20 protein-coding genes are annotated in these 18,110 nt (G+C 72.3%); 15 read left to right on the top strand and 5 right to left on the bottom strand.

Going from position 1 to position 18,110, the window contains the following annotated elements; translation table 11 throughout:
• Positions 1–7: 7 nt before the first annotated feature.
• The 9 genes from K1T35_RS11060 (at position 8) to K1T35_RS11100 (ending at position 6,534) form a co-directional block, all read left to right on the top strand.
• Positions 8–1,075 (top strand): amidohydrolase family protein, encoded by a 1,068-nt coding sequence (locus tag K1T35_RS11060; RefSeq protein ID WP_220260070.1) that lies wholly within the window; start codon positions 8–10, stop codon positions 1,073–1,075.
• A complete protein-coding gene (locus tag K1T35_RS11065) occupies positions 1,072–1,761 on the top strand; it encodes an iron-sulfur cluster assembly protein (RefSeq protein WP_220260071.1) in 690 nt (229 codons plus the stop codon). The genes K1T35_RS11060 and K1T35_RS11065 overlap by 4 nt, the downstream gene beginning before the upstream one ends.
• Positions 1,758–2,003, top strand: a complete 246-nt coding sequence (locus tag K1T35_RS11070; RefSeq protein WP_220260072.1) for a hypothetical protein — start codon at positions 1,758–1,760, stop codon at positions 2,001–2,003. Before K1T35_RS11065 ends, K1T35_RS11070 begins: the two co-directional genes overlap by 4 nt.
• Positions 2,000–2,578, top strand: a complete 579-nt coding sequence (locus K1T35_RS11075) for a hypothetical protein (protein ID WP_220260073.1) — start codon at positions 2,000–2,002, stop codon at positions 2,576–2,578. Before K1T35_RS11070 ends, K1T35_RS11075 begins: the two co-directional genes overlap by 4 nt.
• Before the next feature lie 107 nt (positions 2,579–2,685).
• Positions 2,686–3,135, top strand: a complete 450-nt coding sequence (locus tag K1T35_RS11080; RefSeq protein ID WP_220260074.1) for a cupin domain-containing protein — start codon at positions 2,686–2,688, stop codon at positions 3,133–3,135.
• Between the two features lie 60 nt (positions 3,136–3,195).
• Positions 3,196–4,023 (top strand): PhzF family phenazine biosynthesis protein, encoded by an 828-nt coding sequence (locus K1T35_RS11085; RefSeq protein WP_220260075.1) that lies wholly within the window; start codon positions 3,196–3,198, stop codon positions 4,021–4,023.
• A gap of 45 nt (positions 4,024–4,068) precedes the next feature.
• Positions 4,069–5,259, top strand: a complete 1,191-nt coding sequence (locus K1T35_RS11090) for a Tm-1-like ATP-binding domain-containing protein (RefSeq protein WP_220260076.1) — start codon at positions 4,069–4,071, stop codon at positions 5,257–5,259.
• A complete protein-coding gene (locus K1T35_RS11095) occupies positions 5,256–6,086 on the top strand; it encodes a phosphoenolpyruvate hydrolase family protein (protein ID WP_220260077.1) in 831 nt (276 codons plus the stop codon). Before K1T35_RS11090 ends, K1T35_RS11095 begins: the two co-directional genes overlap by 4 nt.
• Positions 6,087–6,093: 7 nt before the next feature.
• Positions 6,094–6,534, top strand: a complete 441-nt coding sequence (locus K1T35_RS11100) for an SRPBCC family protein (protein ID WP_220260078.1) — start codon at positions 6,094–6,096, stop codon at positions 6,532–6,534.
• Here K1T35_RS11100 and K1T35_RS11105 read toward each other — a convergent pair.
• Together K1T35_RS11105 and K1T35_RS11110 are read right to left on the bottom strand one after the other, a co-directional pair.
• The gene (locus K1T35_RS11105) at positions 6,483–7,169 is read right to left on the bottom strand and encodes a hypothetical protein (protein WP_220260079.1); all 687 of its coding nucleotides are present in this window, start codon (positions 7,167–7,169) and stop codon (positions 6,483–6,485) included. The two genes, K1T35_RS11100 and K1T35_RS11105, sit on opposite strands and share 52 nt — an antisense overlap.
• A 128-nt stretch (positions 7,170–7,297) precedes the next feature.
• A complete protein-coding gene (locus tag K1T35_RS11110) occupies positions 7,298–8,944 on the bottom strand; it encodes a LuxR family transcriptional regulator (RefSeq protein WP_220260080.1) in 1,647 nt (548 codons plus the stop codon).
• A 75-nt stretch (positions 8,945–9,019) separates the two neighbouring features.
• On the opposite strand from K1T35_RS11110, the gene K1T35_RS11115 reads away from it, so the two are divergent.
• Genes K1T35_RS11115 through K1T35_RS11130 form a run of 4 tightly spaced genes read left to right on the top strand, consistent with a single transcriptional unit; the run spans position 9,020 to position 11,246 of the window.
• Positions 9,020–9,487 (top strand): barstar family protein, encoded by a 468-nt coding sequence (locus K1T35_RS11115; RefSeq protein WP_220260081.1) that lies wholly within the window; start codon positions 9,020–9,022, stop codon positions 9,485–9,487.
• Complete coding sequence (locus K1T35_RS11120) at positions 9,484–9,897, top strand: ribonuclease domain-containing protein (RefSeq protein WP_220260082.1); 414 nt, start codon at positions 9,484–9,486, stop codon at positions 9,895–9,897. Before K1T35_RS11115 ends, K1T35_RS11120 begins: the two co-directional genes overlap by 4 nt.
• A 3-nt stretch (positions 9,898–9,900) precedes the next feature.
• Complete coding sequence (locus K1T35_RS11125) at positions 9,901–10,386, top strand: histidine phosphatase family protein (protein WP_220260083.1); 486 nt, start codon at positions 9,901–9,903, stop codon at positions 10,384–10,386.
• Positions 10,387–10,445: 59 nt separating this feature from the next.
• Positions 10,446–11,246: a methyltransferase domain-containing protein gene (locus tag K1T35_RS11130; RefSeq protein WP_220260084.1), complete on the top strand. Its 801-nt coding sequence runs from the start codon at positions 10,446–10,448 to the stop codon at positions 11,244–11,246.
• A gap of 28 nt (positions 11,247–11,274) precedes the next feature.
• Here K1T35_RS11130 and K1T35_RS11135 read toward each other — a convergent pair whose 3' ends face one another.
• Positions 11,275–11,649 (bottom strand): hypothetical protein, encoded by a 375-nt coding sequence (locus tag K1T35_RS11135; protein ID WP_255621773.1) that lies wholly within the window; start codon positions 11,647–11,649, stop codon positions 11,275–11,277.
• The gene (locus tag K1T35_RS11140; protein WP_220260085.1) at positions 11,646–13,607 is read right to left on the bottom strand and encodes a M13 family metallopeptidase; all 1,962 of its coding nucleotides are present in this window, start codon (positions 13,605–13,607) and stop codon (positions 11,646–11,648) included. Before K1T35_RS11140 ends, K1T35_RS11135 begins: the two co-directional genes overlap by 4 nt.
• Before the next feature lie 34 nt (positions 13,608–13,641).
• On the opposite strand from K1T35_RS11140, the gene K1T35_RS11145 reads away from it, so the two are divergent.
• Positions 13,642–14,589: an ADP-ribosylglycohydrolase family protein gene (locus tag K1T35_RS11145; protein WP_255621774.1), complete on the top strand. Its 948-nt coding sequence runs from the start codon at positions 13,642–13,644 to the stop codon at positions 14,587–14,589.
• The gene (locus K1T35_RS11150; protein WP_220260087.1) at positions 14,579–15,019 is read left to right on the top strand and encodes a PepSY-like domain-containing protein; all 441 of its coding nucleotides are present in this window, start codon (positions 14,579–14,581) and stop codon (positions 15,017–15,019) included. Before K1T35_RS11145 ends, K1T35_RS11150 begins: the two co-directional genes overlap by 11 nt.
• Positions 15,020–15,094: 75 nt before the next feature.
• On the opposite strand, the gene K1T35_RS11155 is transcribed toward K1T35_RS11150, so the two are convergent.
• Positions 15,095–17,989, bottom strand: coding sequence for an AAA family ATPase (locus tag K1T35_RS11155; RefSeq protein ID WP_220260088.1), 2,895 nt, complete (start codon positions 17,987–17,989; stop codon positions 15,095–15,097).
• Positions 17,990–18,110: the final 121 nt, after the last annotated feature.

Raw genomic sequence — 18,110 nt, forward strand, 5'->3', positions numbered from 1 at the left:
CACCACGATGTACGAGAAGGACGGCGAGAAGTACTTCATCGTCGATTCACACAGCCATTTCTGGGACGCCAGCCGGGAGAACTGGAAGCCGGGCGCCGAGCAGTACGCGAAGGGCTGGATCGACTGCTTCTACGGCTACCACCAGCTCGGCCCGCCCGAGACCCACTGGGACTACGAGCACTACCTCAAGGTCACGCCCGATGACTTCGAGCGCGACATGTTCATCGAGGGCCACGTCGACCACGCGATCTTCCAGTCGACCTACCTCAAGGAGTGGTACACCGACGGCTTCAACACCATCGAGCGGAACGCGCAGCTGCTGGATCGCTTCGGCGACCGCCTGATCGTCAACGGCCGCTTCGACCCACGCGACGGCGACGCCGGGCTGAAGGAGCTGGAGGCGGACGCCGAGAAGTACGGGCTGAAGGGCGTCAAGCTCTACACCGCCGAATGGAACCACGGGTCACGCGGCTACAAGCTGTCCGACCCGGAGGCCTACCGGTTCCTCGCCCGCGCGCAGGAGCTGGGCATCAAGAACATCCACGTCCACAAGGGCCCGACGATCTGGCCGCTGGACAAGGACGCGTTCGACGTGGCCGACGTCGACCACGCGGCCACCGACTTCCCGGAGCTGAACTTCATCGTCGAGCACGTCGGGCTGCCGCGCATCGAGGACTTCTGCTTCATGGCGGTGCAGGAGCCCAACGTCTACGCGGGGCTGTCGGTCGTGATCGGTGGCCTGATGCACGCCCGGCCGAAGTTCTTCGCCAAGGTCATGGGCGAGCTGCTCTTCTGGGTCGGCGAGGACCGGATGACCTTCGGCGGCGACTACAACATCTGGGTGCCCAAGTGGCAGGTCGAGGGCTTCGTCGACTGGCAGATGCCCGACGACGACGCGTTCACCGACTACCCGCGGCTCACGACGGCCTCCAAGAAGAAGATTCTCGGGCTGAACGCCGCGAAGCTCTACGACATCCCGGTCCCACCCGAGTGCGAGCTGCAGACAACGGCCGGGGCACAGGACCGGCCGGGCGAGCAGCTGCTCACCGAGGCCGCGGCGGCCGGCACGCCGTGACCGCACTCGCCGCCGCGGTGTGGGCGGCGCTGGGCACGGTGCACGACCCCGAACTCGACGAGCCCATCACCGAGCTCGAGTTCGTGTCGTCGTGCACCGTGTCCGACGACGGGGTCGCGGCCGTCCGCCTGCGCCTGCCCACGTTCTTCTGCGCGCCCAACTTCGCGTGGCTCATGGTCGCCGACGCCCACGACGCCGTGACCGCCGTCCCTGGGGTCACCCGCGCCGACATCGTGCTGGACGATCACTTCACCGCAACCACCATCAACGAGGGCGTCGCCGCGAGGGCCGGGTTCGTCGCGGCGTTCCCGGGGGAGGCGCAGTCCGAGCTGGAGGAGTTGCGCGCGGTGTTCCTGCGCAAGGCCGCACTGGCCGGGCAGGACCGGATCGCCCGGCCCCTCGTCGACGCGGGCGCCGCGCCGGAGGACCTGGCCGCCACCCGGCTCGGCGACCTGCGGCCGTCACCGGACCTCGACCGGCTCCGGCAGCGGCGCGCCGCGGTCGGCCTGCCCCACGGCCCGGACGCTCCGCTGCTGCTGCATCCGGACGGCGCACCGGTGACCGCCGACCAGGTGCCATTGCACCTGCGCCGGGCCCGGCTCACCCGCGTCGGCATCGAGGCCAACGGCCACACCTGCCGCGACCTGCTGGCCGCTCGCTACCCCGAGGAGGTGGCCTCGTCGTGACCACCGCGAGCCGTGAGACCTACAACCCCTGGACGGTGGTGAACGTGGTGTTCGACCACCTCGCGGCGGCGGGCCTGCACCCGGTGCTCGGCGAGACGGGCGATCCCGCTGAGCCGGCGGCAGCGCTGCTGCGGGCACTGGGCGTCGAGCCGGGACGCGACGACGAGGGTCCCGCCGCGCCGGCGATGCAGGCCCACCTCGCCGAGCTCCGGGCCCGGATGTTCCCAGAGGTGCGACCGTGAGCGCGCCTCCCGCGTCCGTGCGCGAGCTCGACATGCCGAGCGCCACCGAGCTCGCCGGACTGGCCGCCGTGTTCGAGGACCTGCAGTACGCGCTGCGCTGCTGCGAGCACCTCGTGTCCCAGCTGGGCCGCCGCGACCCCGATTCCGTGCTGGTCGAGGCGCTGTGGACCGGTGCCCTGCTCGCCTACGTCCGCTGCTTCTCGCCACGCGGCGCCGTGCTCACCGCCGCCGACCTCGACGAGCTCGAGAACGGGGGCGAGTTCCGGCGGCTGCACGAGGTGCTGCTGCAGCTGCGCGACCACCTCGCGTCCCGGCACGTGAACCCGCGGGAAGCGTTCACCATCGGGGCGGCGCAGTCGAACGACGGCACCCCCACCGGGATCGCCGTCGTGTCCAGCCCACGCCCGCTGGTCGAGGAGCCGACGGTGCGCATGCTGGGGCGGCTCGCCTACCTCCTCGCGGGCCGGGTGGACGCGGGGATGCAGGAGCGGCAGCGCGAGGTACTGGGCGAAGCCGCGGCGCTGCCGCCTGCGAAGCTGGCCGCGTTGCCGCTGGTACACCTCACGGGCCACTGATGCGACTTGCGGCCCTTCGCTTCACACACCCAGCGCCCGCTTCACACAAGGCCCGCCCTGTGTGAAGAAGGGGCTGGGTGTGTGAAGTCCCCTCTAGCCTTGCAGGCATGGTGGGTGAGGGCGAACGGGTCGCTGCGCTGCTCGGGCTCGAGCCACTGCCCGACGAGGGCGGCCTGTTCCGGCGCACGCACATCGACGCGCACTCGTCGGCGATCTACTTCCTGCTGATCGCGCCCGACTTCTCGGCGATGCACCGGCTCACGGCCACCGAGACCTACCACTGGTACGCGGGCGCGCCGCTGCGGCTGTTGCTCCTCGGCGGTGACGGGCAGGTGTCCGAGCCGGTGCTCGGCCCGGACGTCGCTGCCGGTCAGCGGCCCCAGATCGTGGTGCCCGCCGGAACCTGGCAGGGATCCAGTTCCACGGGCGAGTGGACGCTCGTCGGCACGACCACGGCCCCACCTTTCGACTGGGAGGGGTTCGAGCTGGGCGAGCGGGCCGTGCTCACCACCGGCTACCCCGCCGCCGCGGAGCGGATCGCTGCTCTCACCCGCTAGCGGGCCACTGTTCGGGGATTGGCCGTGGCGGCCAGGCGCGCGGCCGGTGATCCTCCATGCATGACAAGCCGCCCGTTCGCCCAGGTCGACGTCTTCTCCGCGGTCCCGTACCGGGGCAACCCGGTCGCGGTCGTGCTCGACGGCGACGGCCTCACGACCGAGCAGATGCAGCGCGTGGCGAACTGGACGAACCTGTCGGAGACGACCTTCGTCGTCCCTCCGACCAGCCCGGCCGCCGACTACCGCGTCCGCATCTTCACTCCCTCGGAGGAGCTTCCGTTCGCGGGCCACCCGACGATCGGCACCTGCCACGCGTGGCTCGCTTCCACGTCCCACGGGAGCGACACGATCGTCCAGGAGTGCGAGGCCGGGCTGATCACGCTCCGGCGCACCGGCGACCGGCTCGCGTTCGCCGCCCCGCCCCTGCTGCGGGACGAGCCGGTCGACGACGAGCTGCAGGCGCGCATCGCGCGCATCCTGGGCATCGACCGGTCCGCTGTCCGGGACACCCGCTGGGTCGACAACGGCCCGGGCTGGGTCGCCGCCCTCCTCGACGACGCGAAGACCGTGCTCGCGGTCACCCCGGACGCCGAGGAGCTCAAGCTCGGGATCGTCGGCCCGTATCCGGCGGGGTCCCCGGAGGCCGTCGAGGTCAGGGCGTTCTTCCCGGCCGATCGCAGCAGTGTGGAGGACCCGGTGACCGGCAGCCTCAACGCGGGTCTCGCGCTGTGGCTGCTGCGGACCGGCCGCCTCCAGACTCCCTATGTCGCTTCCCAGGGCACGGCGCTGGGCCGGGCGGGCCGGGTGCACATCGACCAGGACGCCGACGGCACGGTCTGGGTCGGCGGCGACGCGGTGACGTGTGTGCGGGGCGAGATCGAGATCTGACCTCACCCCTCGCCCGCGGGCGCGAGGTGCGCTAAGAACGATCGTATGGTCCTCGCCTACGTCGTCGGGACGTTCGACACCAAGGGTGCCGAACTGGGTTACGCCGCCGAGCGCGTGCGTGCGGCGGGGGCTGAGGTCGTCACCGTCGACGTGTCCACCCAGGTGCGGGGCGCGCCTGCGGACGTATCCGCCGACGAGGTGGCTGGCCACCATCCCGACGGCGCGGCCGCGGTGTTCACCGGCGACCGCGGCACCGCCGTCGCCGCGATGGCGTTGGCCTTGGAGCGATTCCTGCTGAGCCGGTCCGACGTCGGCGGGGTGCTCGGGCTGGGCGGTTCCGGCGGCACCGCGCTGATCACGCCGGCGATGCGGGCGGTGCCGGTCGGCGTCGGAAAGATCATGGTGTCGACGGTGGCCTCCGGGAACGTCGCGCCCTACGTCGACGCGTCCGACATCGCGATGTGGTACTCGGTCACCGACGTCGCCGGCCTCAACCGCATCTCCCGCCGCGTGATCGGCAACGCCGCCCACGCGCTCGCGGGCATCGTCGCCCACGAGGTCCCCGCCGCCGCCGACCGGCCAGCGGTAGGGCTCACGATGTTCGGCGTCACCACCCCGTGCGTCACCGCCGTCACCAACCGGCTCGGCGGCACCGTCGACCCGCTGGTCTTCCACGCCACCGGCACCGGCGGCCGGGCGATGGAGAAGCTCGTCGACGACGGCCTCGTCGGCTCGGTCATGGACATCACCACCACGGAGGTCTGCGACCTGCTCGTCGGCGGGGTCTTCCCGGCCACCGACGACCGCCTCGGCGCGATCGCGCGCACCGGCGTGCCGTACGTCGGCACCTGCGGCGCTCTCGACATGGTGAACTTCGGCGCGAGCTCCACGGTGCCGCCGCGGTTCGCCGACCGCACGTTCTACGAGCACAATCCCCAGGTCACGCTGATGCGCACCACTCCGGAGGAGAACGTTGCGATCGCGCGGTTCCTCGCGGTCGGGCTGAACGCGTGCGAGGGGCCGGTGCGGTTCCTGCTGCCCACCGGCGGGGTGTCCGCGCTGGACGCGCCAGGCCAGGCGTTCTGGGACCCGGAGGCGGACGAGGCGCTCTTCGCCACGCTCGAAGCCGAGGTGCGACAGACCGACACGCGGCGGGTTGAGCGCGTGGCCCACCACATCAACGACCCCGAGTTCGCCGACGCGCTGGTGGACGCGTGGCGTGAGGTGCAGAAATGAAATTTGCTCGTGCCGAGCTCGTCGAGAAGTTCCAGGACATGGCCCGGCGCGGCGAGCCGATCGTCGGCGGTGGCGCGGGCACCGGCCTGTCGGCCAAGTGCGAGGAGGCCGGCGGCATCGACCTCATCGTCATCTACAACTCCGGCCGCTACCGGATGGCCGGCCGCGGCTCTCTCGCCGGCCTGCTCGCCTACGGCAACGCCAACGAGATCGTGGTGGAGATGGCCGCCGAGGTGCTGCCGGTCGTCCGCCACACCCCGGTGCTGGCCGGCGTCAACGGCACCGACCCGTTCATGATCACCGACCGGTTCCTGCGCGAGCTCGCCGACCTCGGCTTCGCCGGCATCCAGAACTTCCCGACCGTCGGCCTGATCGACGGGGTCTTCCGGGCCAACCTTGAGGAGACCGGCATGGGCTACGGACTGGAGGTCGACCTGGTCGCGGCCGCCCGCGAGGCCGACCTGCTCACCACGCCGTACGTCTTCTCAGCGGACGACGCCCGCGCCATGACCCGGGCCGGTGCCGACATCATCGTCTGCCACATGGGCCTGACGACCGGTGGTTCGATCGGCGCGGAGACCGCGAAGTCGCTCGACGACTGCGTGGCACTGGTCGACGAGTGGGCCGCCGCGGCCCGTGAGGTCCGCGACGACGTGCTGGTGCTCTGCCACGGCGGCCCGATCGCGATGCCCGACGACGCGGCCCACGTGCTGGAGCGCACGAAGAACTGCCACGGCTTCTACGGCGCCTCGTCGATGGAACGGCTGCCCACCGAGAAGGCCCTCACCGAACAGACCCGCGCCTTCAAGACCCGTCTCACCCGATAGGAGACCCATGCCCCGCGCCTACGCCAGTGGTGTCGTGCCCGCGTCTGCCGACGCCGTCTGGTCCCACATCCGTGACTTCAACAGCCTCCCCGCCTGGCACCCGGCGATCACGGCCAGCGAGCTGACCTCGGGTGCGGGGGCTGAGGTCGGTGCGCTGCGGAGGCTCACCCTCGGCGACGGCGGCATCGTCGTCGAACGGCTGCTGGTCCTGGACGACCCCGACCGAAGCGTCACCTACGAGTTCGTGGAGAACCCGTTCGGCGCCCGCCGCTACACCGCCACGCTGCGGGTGGCTCCGGTGACGGCCACCGGGGAGGCGTTCGTCGAGTGGTGGGCGGAGTTCGACGCGGAGGCGGCCGACGAGAAGGGGCTGACCGACTTCTTCGCCGATGCGGTCTACGGCGGCGGCATCGCGGCGCTGGGTGAGCTGTTCGCCGCGAAGGGCTGAGGTCGGCCGGACGGACCCCACATCCGAGCGGCGAGCGGCCACAGCGCGACCATCGCCGCGGCCGCCTGGACGTACCCCTGGACGACGAACAGCGGCACGAAGCGGCTGACCGCGAGTACGACGAGAGCGACGACGACCAGGCGGGTCACCCCCGGGCTCAGGATGCCGTGGCCGGTGATCCCCTTGGCGACGCCCAGCACCCCCACCGCGAACACGAGGGCCCCGATCGTCAGCACGGCGAGGAACCACGGCTGAAGGGCGCGCTGCGCCGCCTCAGGGTCACCGCCTGCGGCCACCGCGGCCAGCGGAGCGAACTCCATCCCGGGCAGCATCGTGTAGAGCATGCTGCCGATCACGATGAACGGCAGTCCGAGAGCGCTCCACCGGTCGTCGCAGCGCTCGCGGAGGAAACCGCGGACAGCGATGAAGGCGAGCACGACCGCACCGGAGGCGACTCCCGCCGCGAGATGTGCCAGGCCCCACCGCGTCGGGTCCTCGGCAACGGCCTCGGCGATGGCCGGGGCATTGGGCAGCCGACCGTGGAGGTGCGGGTGCCACACGAACGCGGCCAGCAACACCAGCGGCGCCAGCGCCGTGGCGACCGCTCGGGCGCGGGATGTCGTCGGTTCTGTCATGTTGATCAGTGCTCCTCCCACGCCCGCGTGTGCCGGGTAAGGGTCACCGTCCCGCGGCAGCGTCCGCATCGGCTGAATTGCCCATACCGACTGCTCTGCCCGGGTGGGTAGTTCCCTGCAGGAAGGGCCTACACGAGGTCGTGCTCGTAGGCGAAGGCGGTGGCCGCCGCCCGCGAGGAGACGCCGAGCTTGGCGAACATGTTGCTCACGTGCCGGGCGACCGTCCTGTCGCTGATCACGAGGTCGTCGGCGATGTCCCGGTTCGTCGCGCCCGTCGCGACCAGGCGAAGCACCTCGATCTCCCGGGGGGTCAAGCCGCATGCGCCGGAGGGCGCGGCACGACCCGTGAGCGCTCGCACCTGATCGAGCGCGGGCGCGGCGCCCAGCTGCTCGAAGATCCGGCGCGCGGCGTCCAGCTCCAGCTCGGCGGTGTCGTGGTCGCCCAGCTGGCGGCACGCCCGCGCCACCTGCAGCCGGACCCGTGCCGTCTCGTAGACCGCGTCGAGCTCGTGCCATGCGACCCACGCCCGGCGCAGGGCGCGGTTGGCGCGGCCCGCGTCACCGTCGGCGAGCAGCACGCATCCACGGGCGTATCCGACCACCGCGCGCAGGTACGGCGTGTCGAACGCCGCGACGACGTCGTCCAGCTCGGCCACCGCCATCCGGGCGTCCTCGTTGGCCCCGGCTGCGAGCGTGATCTCGACATACGCGGACAGCACCCTGGAACGCTCCACCACGCCCTCGGCCTCCAGCACGGTCCGCTGGATGGCGGCGACCGCGTCCTCGAGCCTGCCCTGCGCAAGCCGGAGCAGCGCCAGCCCCGGTTGCACGGGGTGTCCGCGGGTGCTGGCTTCGCGGTAGCACTCCTCGGCCCGGACGAACTCGCCGCGCAACCGCAGCAGCTCGGCCTGCTGGTACAGCGCCATGCCCAGCACCGGGTCGGGCGGGTCGGACAGGTGGGCGCACGCCTGCCGGACCTCCTCGAGGGCGTCGGCCCACTCGCCGCGCAGCGTCATGATCTCCGAGCGGTGCACGAGGCACTGGCCTCTGAAGGGCTTGAGGCCCTGCTGGGTGGCGCACCAGCGGCTCAGCGCCGCGGTCCACTCCTGCACGCGACGTACGTCGAACATCTGCCTGCAGGTGAGGATCATGGCGCAGTAGACGATCCCGGCGGCGACCGCCGACACCTCGCCGGTCGTCACCGCCACCATCGCCTCGTCCAGCATCGCCATGCCTTGCGCCGCTCGACCCTGCGCGACCAGCGACTGGCCCTGTCCCAGCCGGCCGAGCGCCTCGAGATCGGCGTCGCCGAACCGGTCGGCTGTCTCGGTGATCTCGACGAATGTGCGGTACGCGGACTCGGCGTCGCCGCCGCCCAGCGCCTGCAGCGCGGCGGGGAGGCGCAGGTATCCCTGTTCCACGCAGTCGAGCTCGCCGTCTTCCAGGATGTGCCGCGCCCGCGCCAGCCAGCCGCCACCCCGGGCGTGCTCACCGCGCAGGAGGAGCGTCAGCCCGAGCCAGAACGCACACCGGACGGCAGGTGCCTTCTCGCCTCGGTCCAGGAACGCGTGATGCGCTCGCTCCCATGTCGCGTCGGCCGTTTCGCGGTGACCGATGAGGTGGGCTGCCGTCGCCAGCCTGTCGAGGTCCTCCGCATCGAGTGCTTCGCGCCGGTCGGCGTCCGACAGGTGCTGGTACGCGTCTCGCCAGGCCCGCCGGAGGTGGGCTTCGCGGCCCCGCATCACGGCGTCATCGGCCGACGGCGCCTGCGCCATCTGCCGCAATCTACCGGTTGATCCCGTTCGGCACGAGCGCTGCGGTGCCGCCGAGGTCTGTGATCGAATAGCCGCGTGGACGCTGCTGCGGCGCGGATCGGGAAGCTGCTGCCCGGCCTGGCCGGCCGCGGCGTGCTGCTGGCCGCTCCGGCGGACGCCGAACACGTGCGGCGGATGCTGGTCGACGGCGGCTACGCGGTGGCGGAAGCGCAGGGGGACGCAACCGGGATGCGGGAGGCGCAGGCGGCGATCGCGCGGGCGTTGCGGCTGCCGCCGACGGCGGGGCGCAACCTCGACGCCCTGGTCGACTCGTTGCGGGACCTGGCCACCTGGTGGCCGGATGACGAGCGGGTCGCACTGCTCTGGCCGGGAGCGGAGCGGCTGGTGGAGGCGGATCTGCCCGGCTTCCTCACCTTGACCGAGATCCTCCGCGCCGCCACCGACGACCTGTGGCGCGGGGGAACGCCCGGCGACCGGCTGTTCGAGACGGTCGCCTTCGTGCGTCGCCACGGTGTGCGGGAGCTGGGGGAGGCGTCCGCATGATCAGGCGAGTGCTCGGCCTGCTGCTCGCCGCGTTCGCGCTGGCCGGCTGCCAGGCGGCGCCGAGCCCGGCGCCGCCCGCCAGCAGCCCGGCCGCCGCCGTGACGGACGCAGTCCCGGACTGCACCGAGGAACTGCCGCCCGAGGCGCACGAGGTGATCGCGGACATCGAGGCGGGCGGGCCGTACGAGTACCCGCGCAACGACGGCGTGACGTTCGGCAACCGCGAAGGCCTGCTGCCCGACGAGGAACGCGGCTACTACCGCGAGTTCACGGTCGAGACGCCCGGGCTGAACCACCGGGGCGCCCGCCGGATCGTCACCGGTGGGCCGGATGAGCGCGACCCCGAACACTGGTACTACACCGACGACCACTATGAGAGCTTCTGCGAGTTCCTCCCCGACGGCAGGTGAGACATGGATTCCCGACGGCTCGTGGTCGTCCGGCACGCGAAGTCGGCGTGGCCGGACGACGTTCCCGACGAGCAACGGCCGCTGAACCCGCGTGGCCGCCGCGACGCGCCGGTCGCGGGGCGTTGGATCCGCGAGCGCGTCGAACGGGTCGACGCCGTCGTCTGCTCGCCCGCCACGCGCACCCGCCAGACGTGGGCGCTGATCGCGCCTGAGCTGGGCGACGCGCCGGCTCCGGTCTTCGACGAGCGGGTGTACGCGGCGACGGTCGAGACGCTGCTCGCCGTGGTGCGCGGGATCTCCGCCGATGCCGGGTCGATGCTGCTGGTGGGGCACAACCCAGGGGTGTCCGACCTGGTCTTCTCCCTGACCGGTGAGCACGTGGAGCTGAAGACGTCCGCGATCGCGGTCCTCGACGTCACCGGCTCGTGGGCGGACGCGGCCCCGGGTCGTGTGAGACTGGTCGAGCACGCGACACCGCGTGGGTCCTGACCGCGAATTGGGCAGGGGCTACCGATGTCCGCGGAGGATGCGCCGACGAGAGTCTGGCCATGACCTCGACCAACACGCGGTACGCGCTCCGGCTCGATCCGGGAGAGCGAGATCGCTACCGGATGATGGCCGCCGCGGCACTCGAGGCGGAGGGCGCGGAGTGGGCCCGCGCGGGGATCGGACCCGGTGCGTCGGTGGCCGACATCGGGTGTGGGCCGGGTGCCGTCCTGCGGTTGCTCGCCGACGCGGTCGGTCCGGACGGGCAGGCGGTCGGTGTGGACGGCGCCACGGAGGCGGTCGAGGCGGCCCTCGCCGAGGTCGGGGAGCTGCCGCAGGCATCGGTGCGGCTCGGCGACGCCGCGGCGACCGGCCTGCCCGCCGCCGCGTTCGACGTCGTGATGTGCCGGCACGTGCTGGCCCACAACGGAGGCCGCGAAGCGCAGATCGTCGGGCACCTCGCCGAGCTGGCCCGGCCGGGTGGCGCGGTCTACCTCGTCGACGTCGACCACACCATGCTGTGGATGTCGCCACCGGATCCCGATGTGGCGGACCTGCACGGCAGGTACCTCGAATACCAGACCGGGCGTGGCAACGACCTGCAGGTAGGCCGGTCGCTCGGAGAGTTGCTCGAGGGTGCCGGTCTCACGGTCGATGCGTTCCGGGTGGCCGGACCGATCATCCGCGCACCAGCCGGTGTCCGCTCCCCGGCGTGGGCCGCGCGCGGTGAGCTGAGGGAATCCGGTCTCGCGACGGACGCGGACGTCACGCGCTGGGACGAGGCGTTCCGGCGGATGGACGCGCTCGCGCAGCGCCCGTGGGCATGCGTGACGACGGTGTCGGCCGTGGGGCGGAAGTCCTGATCCCCGAAGCCCCGCCGATACCTGCACGTCAGTCCGCGAGCCAGCCGTAGGCCGTCTGCCGCGAGATGCCGAGTGCCTTGGCCATGGCGCTGATCTCCAGCCCCTGCTGCTTACCTGCGGACAGGAGCTCCCGCTGGCGGCCGCGGAGCTCGTCGATGCGCTCCGCGACCTCTCGCATCTGCTCGAGCAGCGCTTCGGCCTCCGGGCCGGTGCCGGCCCGGCTGCGCCCGACACCCGGCCGCGGGTAACGCCGAACCTCGTCGGCGTCCCACTGTTTGCGGCCCTGCTCGTCGGGCTCGGGGAGCGGCTGTGGCGCCTGGCCGCGCGAGACGTAACCGAGCCACGTCCCCGCCTTCACGTCCCACGCGGCGGCGCACTCGGCGCTCGTCCAACGCTCCGTCACCAGATGCGCACCCGCTCATCCGGTGCGCGGTGGAGCGCGTCGCCCTCCCGCACGTCGAACGCCTCGTGGAAGGCGTCGAGGTTCGAGACGACGGCGTTGCAGCGCAAGTCGGGCGGTGAGTGCGGGTCGACGGCGAGCCGCCGGATCGCCTCGGCCTCGCGGGTGACGATCCGCCACACCTGCGCCCACCCGATGAGCACCCGCTGCAGCCCGGTGAAGCCGTCGATCACCGGCGCCTCCGCGCCGTCCAGCGCGATCTTGTAGGCCTTGATCGCGATCGTCAGCCCGCCGAGGTCGCCGATGTTCTCCCCGACGGTGAGCGCGCCGTTGACCTTGTGGTCCGGCAGCCCCGCGGGGGAGAGCGCGCTGAACTGGTCGATCAGCGCCTTGGCGCGGCGTTCGAACTCGGCGCGGTCGCCCGGCTCCCACCAGTCGATCATGTTGCCGTCGCCGTCGTACTTGGAGCCCTGGTCGTCGAAGCCGTGCCCGATCTCGTGGCCGATGACGGCGCCGATCCCGCCGTAGTTCGCCGCATCGTCGGCCGCCACGTCGAAGAACGGCGGCTGCAGGATCGCGGCCGGGAACACGACCTCGTTCATCCGGGGGTGGTAGTAGGCGTTGACGGTCTGCGGCGTCATCAGCCACTCGTCGCGGTCCACCGGCCGGCCGATCTTGGCGAGCTGGAAGTCGGTGAACCAGGCACCGGACCGCAGCGCGTTGCCGAGCAGGTCGTCGGCCCTGATCTCGAGGGTCGAGTAGTCCTTCCACTTCTCCGGATAGCCGATCTTCGAACCGAACTTCGCCAGCTTCGCGAGCGCCCGCTCGCGCGTGGCGGGGCTCATCCAGTCCAGCTCGCTGATGCTCTGCCGGTAGGCCTCGACGAGGTTCGCGACGAGCTCGACCATCCGCTCCTTCGCCGCGGCGGGGAAGTGCCGCTCGACGTAGAGCTTGCCGACCGCCTCCCCGAGCGCCCCCTGGACGACGCCGACGCCGCGCTTCCACCGCTCCCGCAGCTGCGGCGTGCCGGACAGGGTGCGGCCGTGGAAGTCGAAGTCCTCCTCGACGATCGCCTCGGTGAGGTAGTCGGCGCACGCGGATGCCGTGTGGATCGCGAGCCATTCCTGCCACTGCGACAGCGGCCGCTCCGCCCACAGCTTCGCGGCGGCGGCGACGAAGCTCGGCTGCCGGACGATGATCTCGTCGAAGGCGCCGTCCGGCGCCCCGAAGGCGGCGAGCCACGGCTCCCAGTCGAACTCCGGCGCGTTCTGCCGCAGCGCGGGCAGCGTCATGAGCGTGTAGGTCTTCTCGGCGTCGCGGTTGGTGACGCGGTCCCACGAGACGGCCGCGAGCGCGGTCTCGAGGTCCATCACGCGCTCCGCGAGCCCGGCCGGGTCGGGCAACCCGACGAGCTCGGCGAGGCGCGCGAGGTGCGCGACGTACGCCGCGCGGATCTCGGCGTAGGCGTCCTCGCGGTAGTAGGACTCGTCGGGCAGCCCCAGCCCGGACTGCTCGAGCTGCACCAGGTAGCGCGTGGCGTTCTTGGGGTCGGTGGCGACGAACGTGCCGAACAGCGCCGTGCGGGCCTCCCGCTGGCGGCGGCCCAGCACCGCGGCGAGCCCGGCGCTGTCCTCGGCGGCCGAGACCTCGTCGAGCAGCGGCTTCAGCGGTGCGGTCCCGAGCGCCTCGATCCGCTCGACGTCCATGAACGACGCGTACAGGTCCGCGATCTTCTTGGCGTCGGCGCCCGGCTCCCCGGCCGCTTCCTCGATGATCGCCCGCACGTCCTCCTCGGCCTTGTCGTACAGCGCGCGGAACGCGCCGTCCTGCGCGCGGTCGTCGGGGATGACGTGCGTGCGCAGCCACTGGCCGTTGACGTGGGAGAACAGGTCGTCCTGTGGACGGATGGCGGGATCGACCCAGCGCAGGTCGAGCCCCGAGCGGATTGCCGAGGTCGTCACGGCTCCCCATCATGCCCGTGTTCTGATGGGGAGGATGAACATCGATCGGGTCTCAGGCGTGTTGCTCGGCGTCGCGGTGGGCGACGCGCTGGGCGTTCCGTACGAGTACGGGAGCAGACCCCTTCCCGGGCCGGGCGAGCAGGCCCGCATGCTCGGTGGCGGGCTCGGCGGGTACGCGCCGGGGCAGTGGAGCGACGACACCGAGATGACGAGCGTGATCGCGCGGGTCGCGGCCCGGTTCACCGACCTGCGCGACGAGACCGCGCTCGACGCCGTCGCCGCAGGCTTCCTCGGCTGGCACGCCGCCGGCCCGGCGGACATCGGTGTGCAGACCAGCACCGTGCTCGGGGCGCTGCGGGGCATCCAGGAGTCGGGCGCGGCCTCCCGCATGCGCGTACAGGCCGCTGAGGTTCACGTCGTGACGGGCCGGAGCGCCGGCAACGGCTCGCTGATGCGTACCGCGCCCGTCGCGCTCGCGCACCTTGGCTCCCCGGCGGCGATCACTCGGGCTGCTCGCGCGGTGAGCAGCCTGACCCACCACGACCCTCAGGCAGGCGAGGCCTGCGCCCTCTGGTCCCTGGCGATCGACCATGCCGTCCGCACCGGTGAGATCGACGCGCGGGTCGGACTCGACCAGGTCGGTCCCGAGTGGGCGGGCCGGCTCGACGAGGCGGAGCAGGCTCCGCCCGAGAAGTTCTCGGGGGCGAACGGCTGGGTGGTCGCCGCGCTCCAAGGCGCCTGGTCGGCGATCGTGCACACGAGTGGCCTTGTGGACGGGCTGCAGGCCACGGTGAAGGCCGGTGGGGACACCGACACCGTCGCGGCGATCGCGGGCGGGCTGCTCGGCGCGGGGCACGGCGCGAGCGCGGTGCCCGACGAGTGGCGGGCGGCGGTGCACGGCTGGCCGGGGCTGCGGGGCGACGACCTCACGGCCCTGGCCATGGACATCGTGCACCGGCATGATCCCGGGAGTGATCACTGATCTCCGCGGCTACCTGCCGATCGTGGCGGTGGCGCTGGCCGTCGTGGGCGTGACGAGCTGCAGCGCCGCCCCTGGTCCCGCCCAGCAGGCCTTCGACCAGCGCTACCCGGGATTCGACGCCGTGACCTGGGAGCGGCAGCCCTACGGCTGGGAGGCCGCCTTCGGCGGCGACGACGGCGCGTACGAGGCGGAGTTCGACTTCTCAGGACAGTGGCTGGAGACGGAGGTCGAGGTCGTGGACGCGGCGGGCTTCCCAGCCGCCGTGCGCCAGGCGGTGCAGGCCACGACCCGCGGCGCCCACGTCGACAAGTGGGAGATCGAGATCACCCCGGCGGGAGAGTTCTACGAGGTCGAGGTCCTCGGTTCGGACGGCGAGTACTACTTCGACGCCGCCGGACGGCGGGCGGAGAACCGGTACGAGGACGCCTGAGCCCGCTATTGCGGCTGGTAGGCGTGGATCGTCGTCGAGCGTGATGGCGTATCCCGGAATGGGAGCAGGGTCCGCTCATGCATTGCCCACCCGTCCCTGCCGGACCGGATGGCGGTGCTGCCGGGTCGGTGCGTTGATCGTGCCGGTGTCCGCCCGGGACACGTGAGCAACCAGCTCCGTCCGCGAACGGAGGCCGAGCTTGCGGTAGACGGTGGAGAGGTGGCGTTCCACTGATTTGCGCGACAGGAAGAGCGCGGCCGCCACTTCGGGATTGCTCAGCCCTTTCACGACGGCGAGCGAGACCTGCAGCTCCTGGGCGGTGAGGTCGTCCAGCCCGGCCGTTCGGGGCGCATCGCCGGCCAGTACGGGCGTGCCGGCGATCGTCAGAGCCGCGCGCGCCTGCTCGACCCAGGGGGTAGCGCGCAGACGCTCGAAGGTGTCGAGCGCCTCGGTGATGTGCTCGCGCGCACGCCTGGGTTGCCGGCGGCGGCGGCGCAACAGACTGTTGCCCCAGCAGAGCTGGGTGCGGGCCCGGTCGAAGGCGATGTCGACTCGGTCGTGGTGGCGGATCGCTTCGGCGAAGTGCTCGTCCGCCGCATCCCCCGCTGTGAGGAGTGCCCGGCAGCGGTAGGCGACGGCGGCCGGCCAGGCCAGACCGGTGCCGGCGGCCTGGCGGTCGAGGTCGGCGAGCCTGCGCAGCGCCTCGTCGCGACGGTCGGTGCGGACGAGGGCCTCGATGTGGTCGGCCGCCCACGGCACCGTCAGCGGGTTCCCCAAGCCCGTTCCGTCGACCTGCTCGGCGACCCGGTCGAGCCAATGCACGGCAGCGTTGAAGTCCGACCTGCCGAGCTCGTAGCGGCCACGGATCGCATCGGCGTAGACGGGGATGCAGTCCACGCCACCGGGCCTGCCGAGATCTGTGGCCGTCGCTGCGGTCGCCGGTGCGGCCGGGTCGCCGCGGTTCGCCTGGATCCAGCCGAGCCGGGTCAGTGCGAAGGCCTCGGCGCCGGCTTGCTCGAGTTCCCGGCCGAGCCGGATGGACTCGGCTGCATCGGCCGCTGCGAGCGTCCACGAGCCGGTCCAGTAGCCGAGCTCGCTGCGATGAGCGAACACATTGGGCAGGGCTGCCGGCGCGCCCGCGGCCCGCGCGGCCTCCACGATCCGGTCGATCAGCTCGCCGGCCTGCTCGAACCGCTCCCCCCAGGTGTACGACTGCGCCGCGTGGCAGAGCGCCGGCAACCCCAACAGGTCCTCGTGTGGCATGAGGTCGAGGACGCCGTGGTCGAGGATGTCGAGGCCGGCGGCCACCTCCCCGCTGAGGATCATGACGTCCGGGACCACGGGCCATGGCAGCCGATGCGTACGCATCTCGTCGATGCTCACCAGCTGCACCGCCCGGGCGGCGGCCCGTGCCGCGTCGAGCGGACGTCCGCCCATGACCTCGAGCAGCGCCCGGTCCAGCAGAATCGCCGCGGCCCGAACCGGGTCGATGTCCTCGATGTGCGGCACGGCGTCGGCGAACACCGCACGAGCGTCGCCGAGACGCCCCGACCACATGGCCGCGCGGGCGTACTCGGCCCGCGCGTCGGCACGCAGGGCGGCACTGTCCGTCGCCGTGTACGCGGCACGGGCCCACGCTTCGCCCAGGTCCAGCCGGCCGGCGACGTGGGCGTCGGCGGCGGCCTCCAGCATGCGCCTCGCCCGCTGTTCGCCGGGCTCGGACAGCTCGGCGGCCCGCCACAGTGTGCGTGCGGCGGTCAGGTGGCCGCCGGCGCGCCGGGCTCGATCGGCCGCGTGGTGCAGGCCGGCGGCGACCGTCTCGTCCGGTGCCCGTGCCCCGGCAGCCCGGTAGAGGATCCTGACGTCCGGGGCCGCGGTGGCCGCGAGCGCGTCGAAGGCACCGGCCTTGGCGGTCGGCGATGCGGCGTCGACGATGGCGGAGCGCAGTAGTGGGTGGCTGAACTCCACGTATCCACCATCGAGGCGGACGAGGCCGGCGGCAGCGCCGTGCTCGAGGCCGTCGGGTGCACCGCCGGCAGCGATCACCGCGCGCTCGATCGTGGCCAGGTCGGCGTCGACGGAGATCGCGGCGACCAGCAGCGCGTGGCGGGTGGAGGGATCGAGGCGGGCGATCCTGCTGGACAGCAGCCCGAGGAGGGCGCGCCCCACAGCGCGTGGCTCGGGCAGCGGTGACCTGCCGCGCAGCTGGGCCGCCGACAGCTCCGACACCAGTTCCCGAACCGCGAGCGGATTGCCGTCGGCGGCGACCGTGAGCTCGGCCGCCACCCGCGGATCGATGCCCACCTCGCTGGTGAGCGCCATCAGCAGGACGCGGCTCTCCGCCGTGGACAACCGCTCCAGCTCCATGACCGGCAGCGCGGCGAAGCACTCCTCGACGCCCGGCTCGTGGGTGCGGACGGTCATCAGGAACAGCGCGGGATGCTCGGCGAGCCGCCGGGCGACGAAGGCGAACGCGTCGCGGGACGTCGGATCGAGCCAGTGTGCGTCGTCGACGGCGATGAGCAGTGGCTGCTCCTCCGCGACCAGCGTGATCAGGCTGTGCAGAGCGGTGCAGATCGAGTAGATGCCGGTCACCGGCGGCTGGTCCGCGAAGCCCAGCACCGCGCGCAGGGTCGCGGCCTGTGCCGCGGGCAGCAGCTCCACCGCATCGACGAACGCCCCGATCAGCTCACCCAGCCCCGAGCACGCGAGCTCGACCTCCGACTCCACGCCGCGGACGGCGACCACAAGGCACCCCTGCGCACGCTCGGTCGCGTCGAACACCAGCGCGGACTTCCCGATCCCCGGCTCCCCGCGCACCAGGAGCGCACCGCCGCGCCCCGCATGGGCCCGCCTGACCAGCTCGGCGATGCGGGCCCGCTCCACGGACCGCCCGACGAGAGTTCCGCTCCGGACGTCGAGTTCGGCGGCGAGGGTCAGATGCCGACGGCCGGGCCCGCGTTCGGTCATCGTTGTCGGCTCCTCGCAGGTCAGAGCACTTCGGCGAGCAGCGACGCCGCGCGGCCGGTGCCGTCGGTGGGCACCGGGAGGTAGGTGACGTCGCGGTCGATCTCGGTGGCGATGGCCGCGG

The organism is Pseudonocardia sp. DSM 110487 (assembly GCF_019468565.1).
Lineage (GTDB): Bacteria > Actinomycetota > Actinomycetes > Mycobacteriales > Pseudonocardiaceae > Pseudonocardia.

Excerpts from the sequence above, each read along its gene's own strand:
- K1T35_RS11120 (WP_220260082.1), top strand. The coding sequence starts at position 9,484 with ATGATCAGGCGAGTGCTCGGCCTGCTGCTCGCCGCGTTCGCGCTGGCC.
- K1T35_RS11080 (WP_220260074.1), top strand. The coding sequence starts at position 2,686 with ATGGTGGGTGAGGGCGAACGGGTCGCTGCGCTGCTCGGGCTCGAGCCA.
- K1T35_RS11125 (WP_220260083.1), top strand. The coding sequence starts at position 9,901 with ATGGATTCCCGACGGCTCGTGGTCGTCCGGCACGCGAAGTCGGCGTGG.
- K1T35_RS11105 (WP_220260079.1), bottom strand. The coding sequence starts at position 7,169 with ATGACAGAACCGACGACATCCCGCGCCCGAGCGGTCGCCACGGCGCTG.
- K1T35_RS11100 (WP_220260078.1), top strand. The coding sequence starts at position 6,094 with ATGCCCCGCGCCTACGCCAGTGGTGTCGTGCCCGCGTCTGCCGACGCC.
- K1T35_RS11130 (WP_220260084.1), top strand. The coding sequence starts at position 10,446 with ATGACCTCGACCAACACGCGGTACGCGCTCCGGCTCGATCCGGGAGAG.
- K1T35_RS11110 (WP_220260080.1), bottom strand. The coding sequence starts at position 8,944 with ATGGCGCAGGCGCCGTCGGCCGATGACGCCGTGATGCGGGGCCGCGAA.
- K1T35_RS11095 (WP_220260077.1), top strand. The coding sequence starts at position 5,256 with ATGAAATTTGCTCGTGCCGAGCTCGTCGAGAAGTTCCAGGACATGGCC.
- K1T35_RS11090 (WP_220260076.1), top strand. The coding sequence starts at position 4,069 with ATGGTCCTCGCCTACGTCGTCGGGACGTTCGACACCAAGGGTGCCGAA.
- K1T35_RS11085 (WP_220260075.1), top strand. The coding sequence starts at position 3,196 with ATGACAAGCCGCCCGTTCGCCCAGGTCGACGTCTTCTCCGCGGTCCCG.
- K1T35_RS11145 (WP_255621774.1), top strand. The coding sequence starts at position 13,642 with ATGAACATCGATCGGGTCTCAGGCGTGTTGCTCGGCGTCGCGGTGGGC.
- K1T35_RS11060 (WP_220260070.1), top strand. The coding sequence starts at position 8 with ATGTACGAGAAGGACGGCGAGAAGTACTTCATCGTCGATTCACACAGC.
- K1T35_RS11155 (WP_220260088.1), bottom strand. The coding sequence starts at position 17,989 with ATGACCGAACGCGGGCCCGGCCGTCGGCATCTGACCCTCGCCGCCGAA.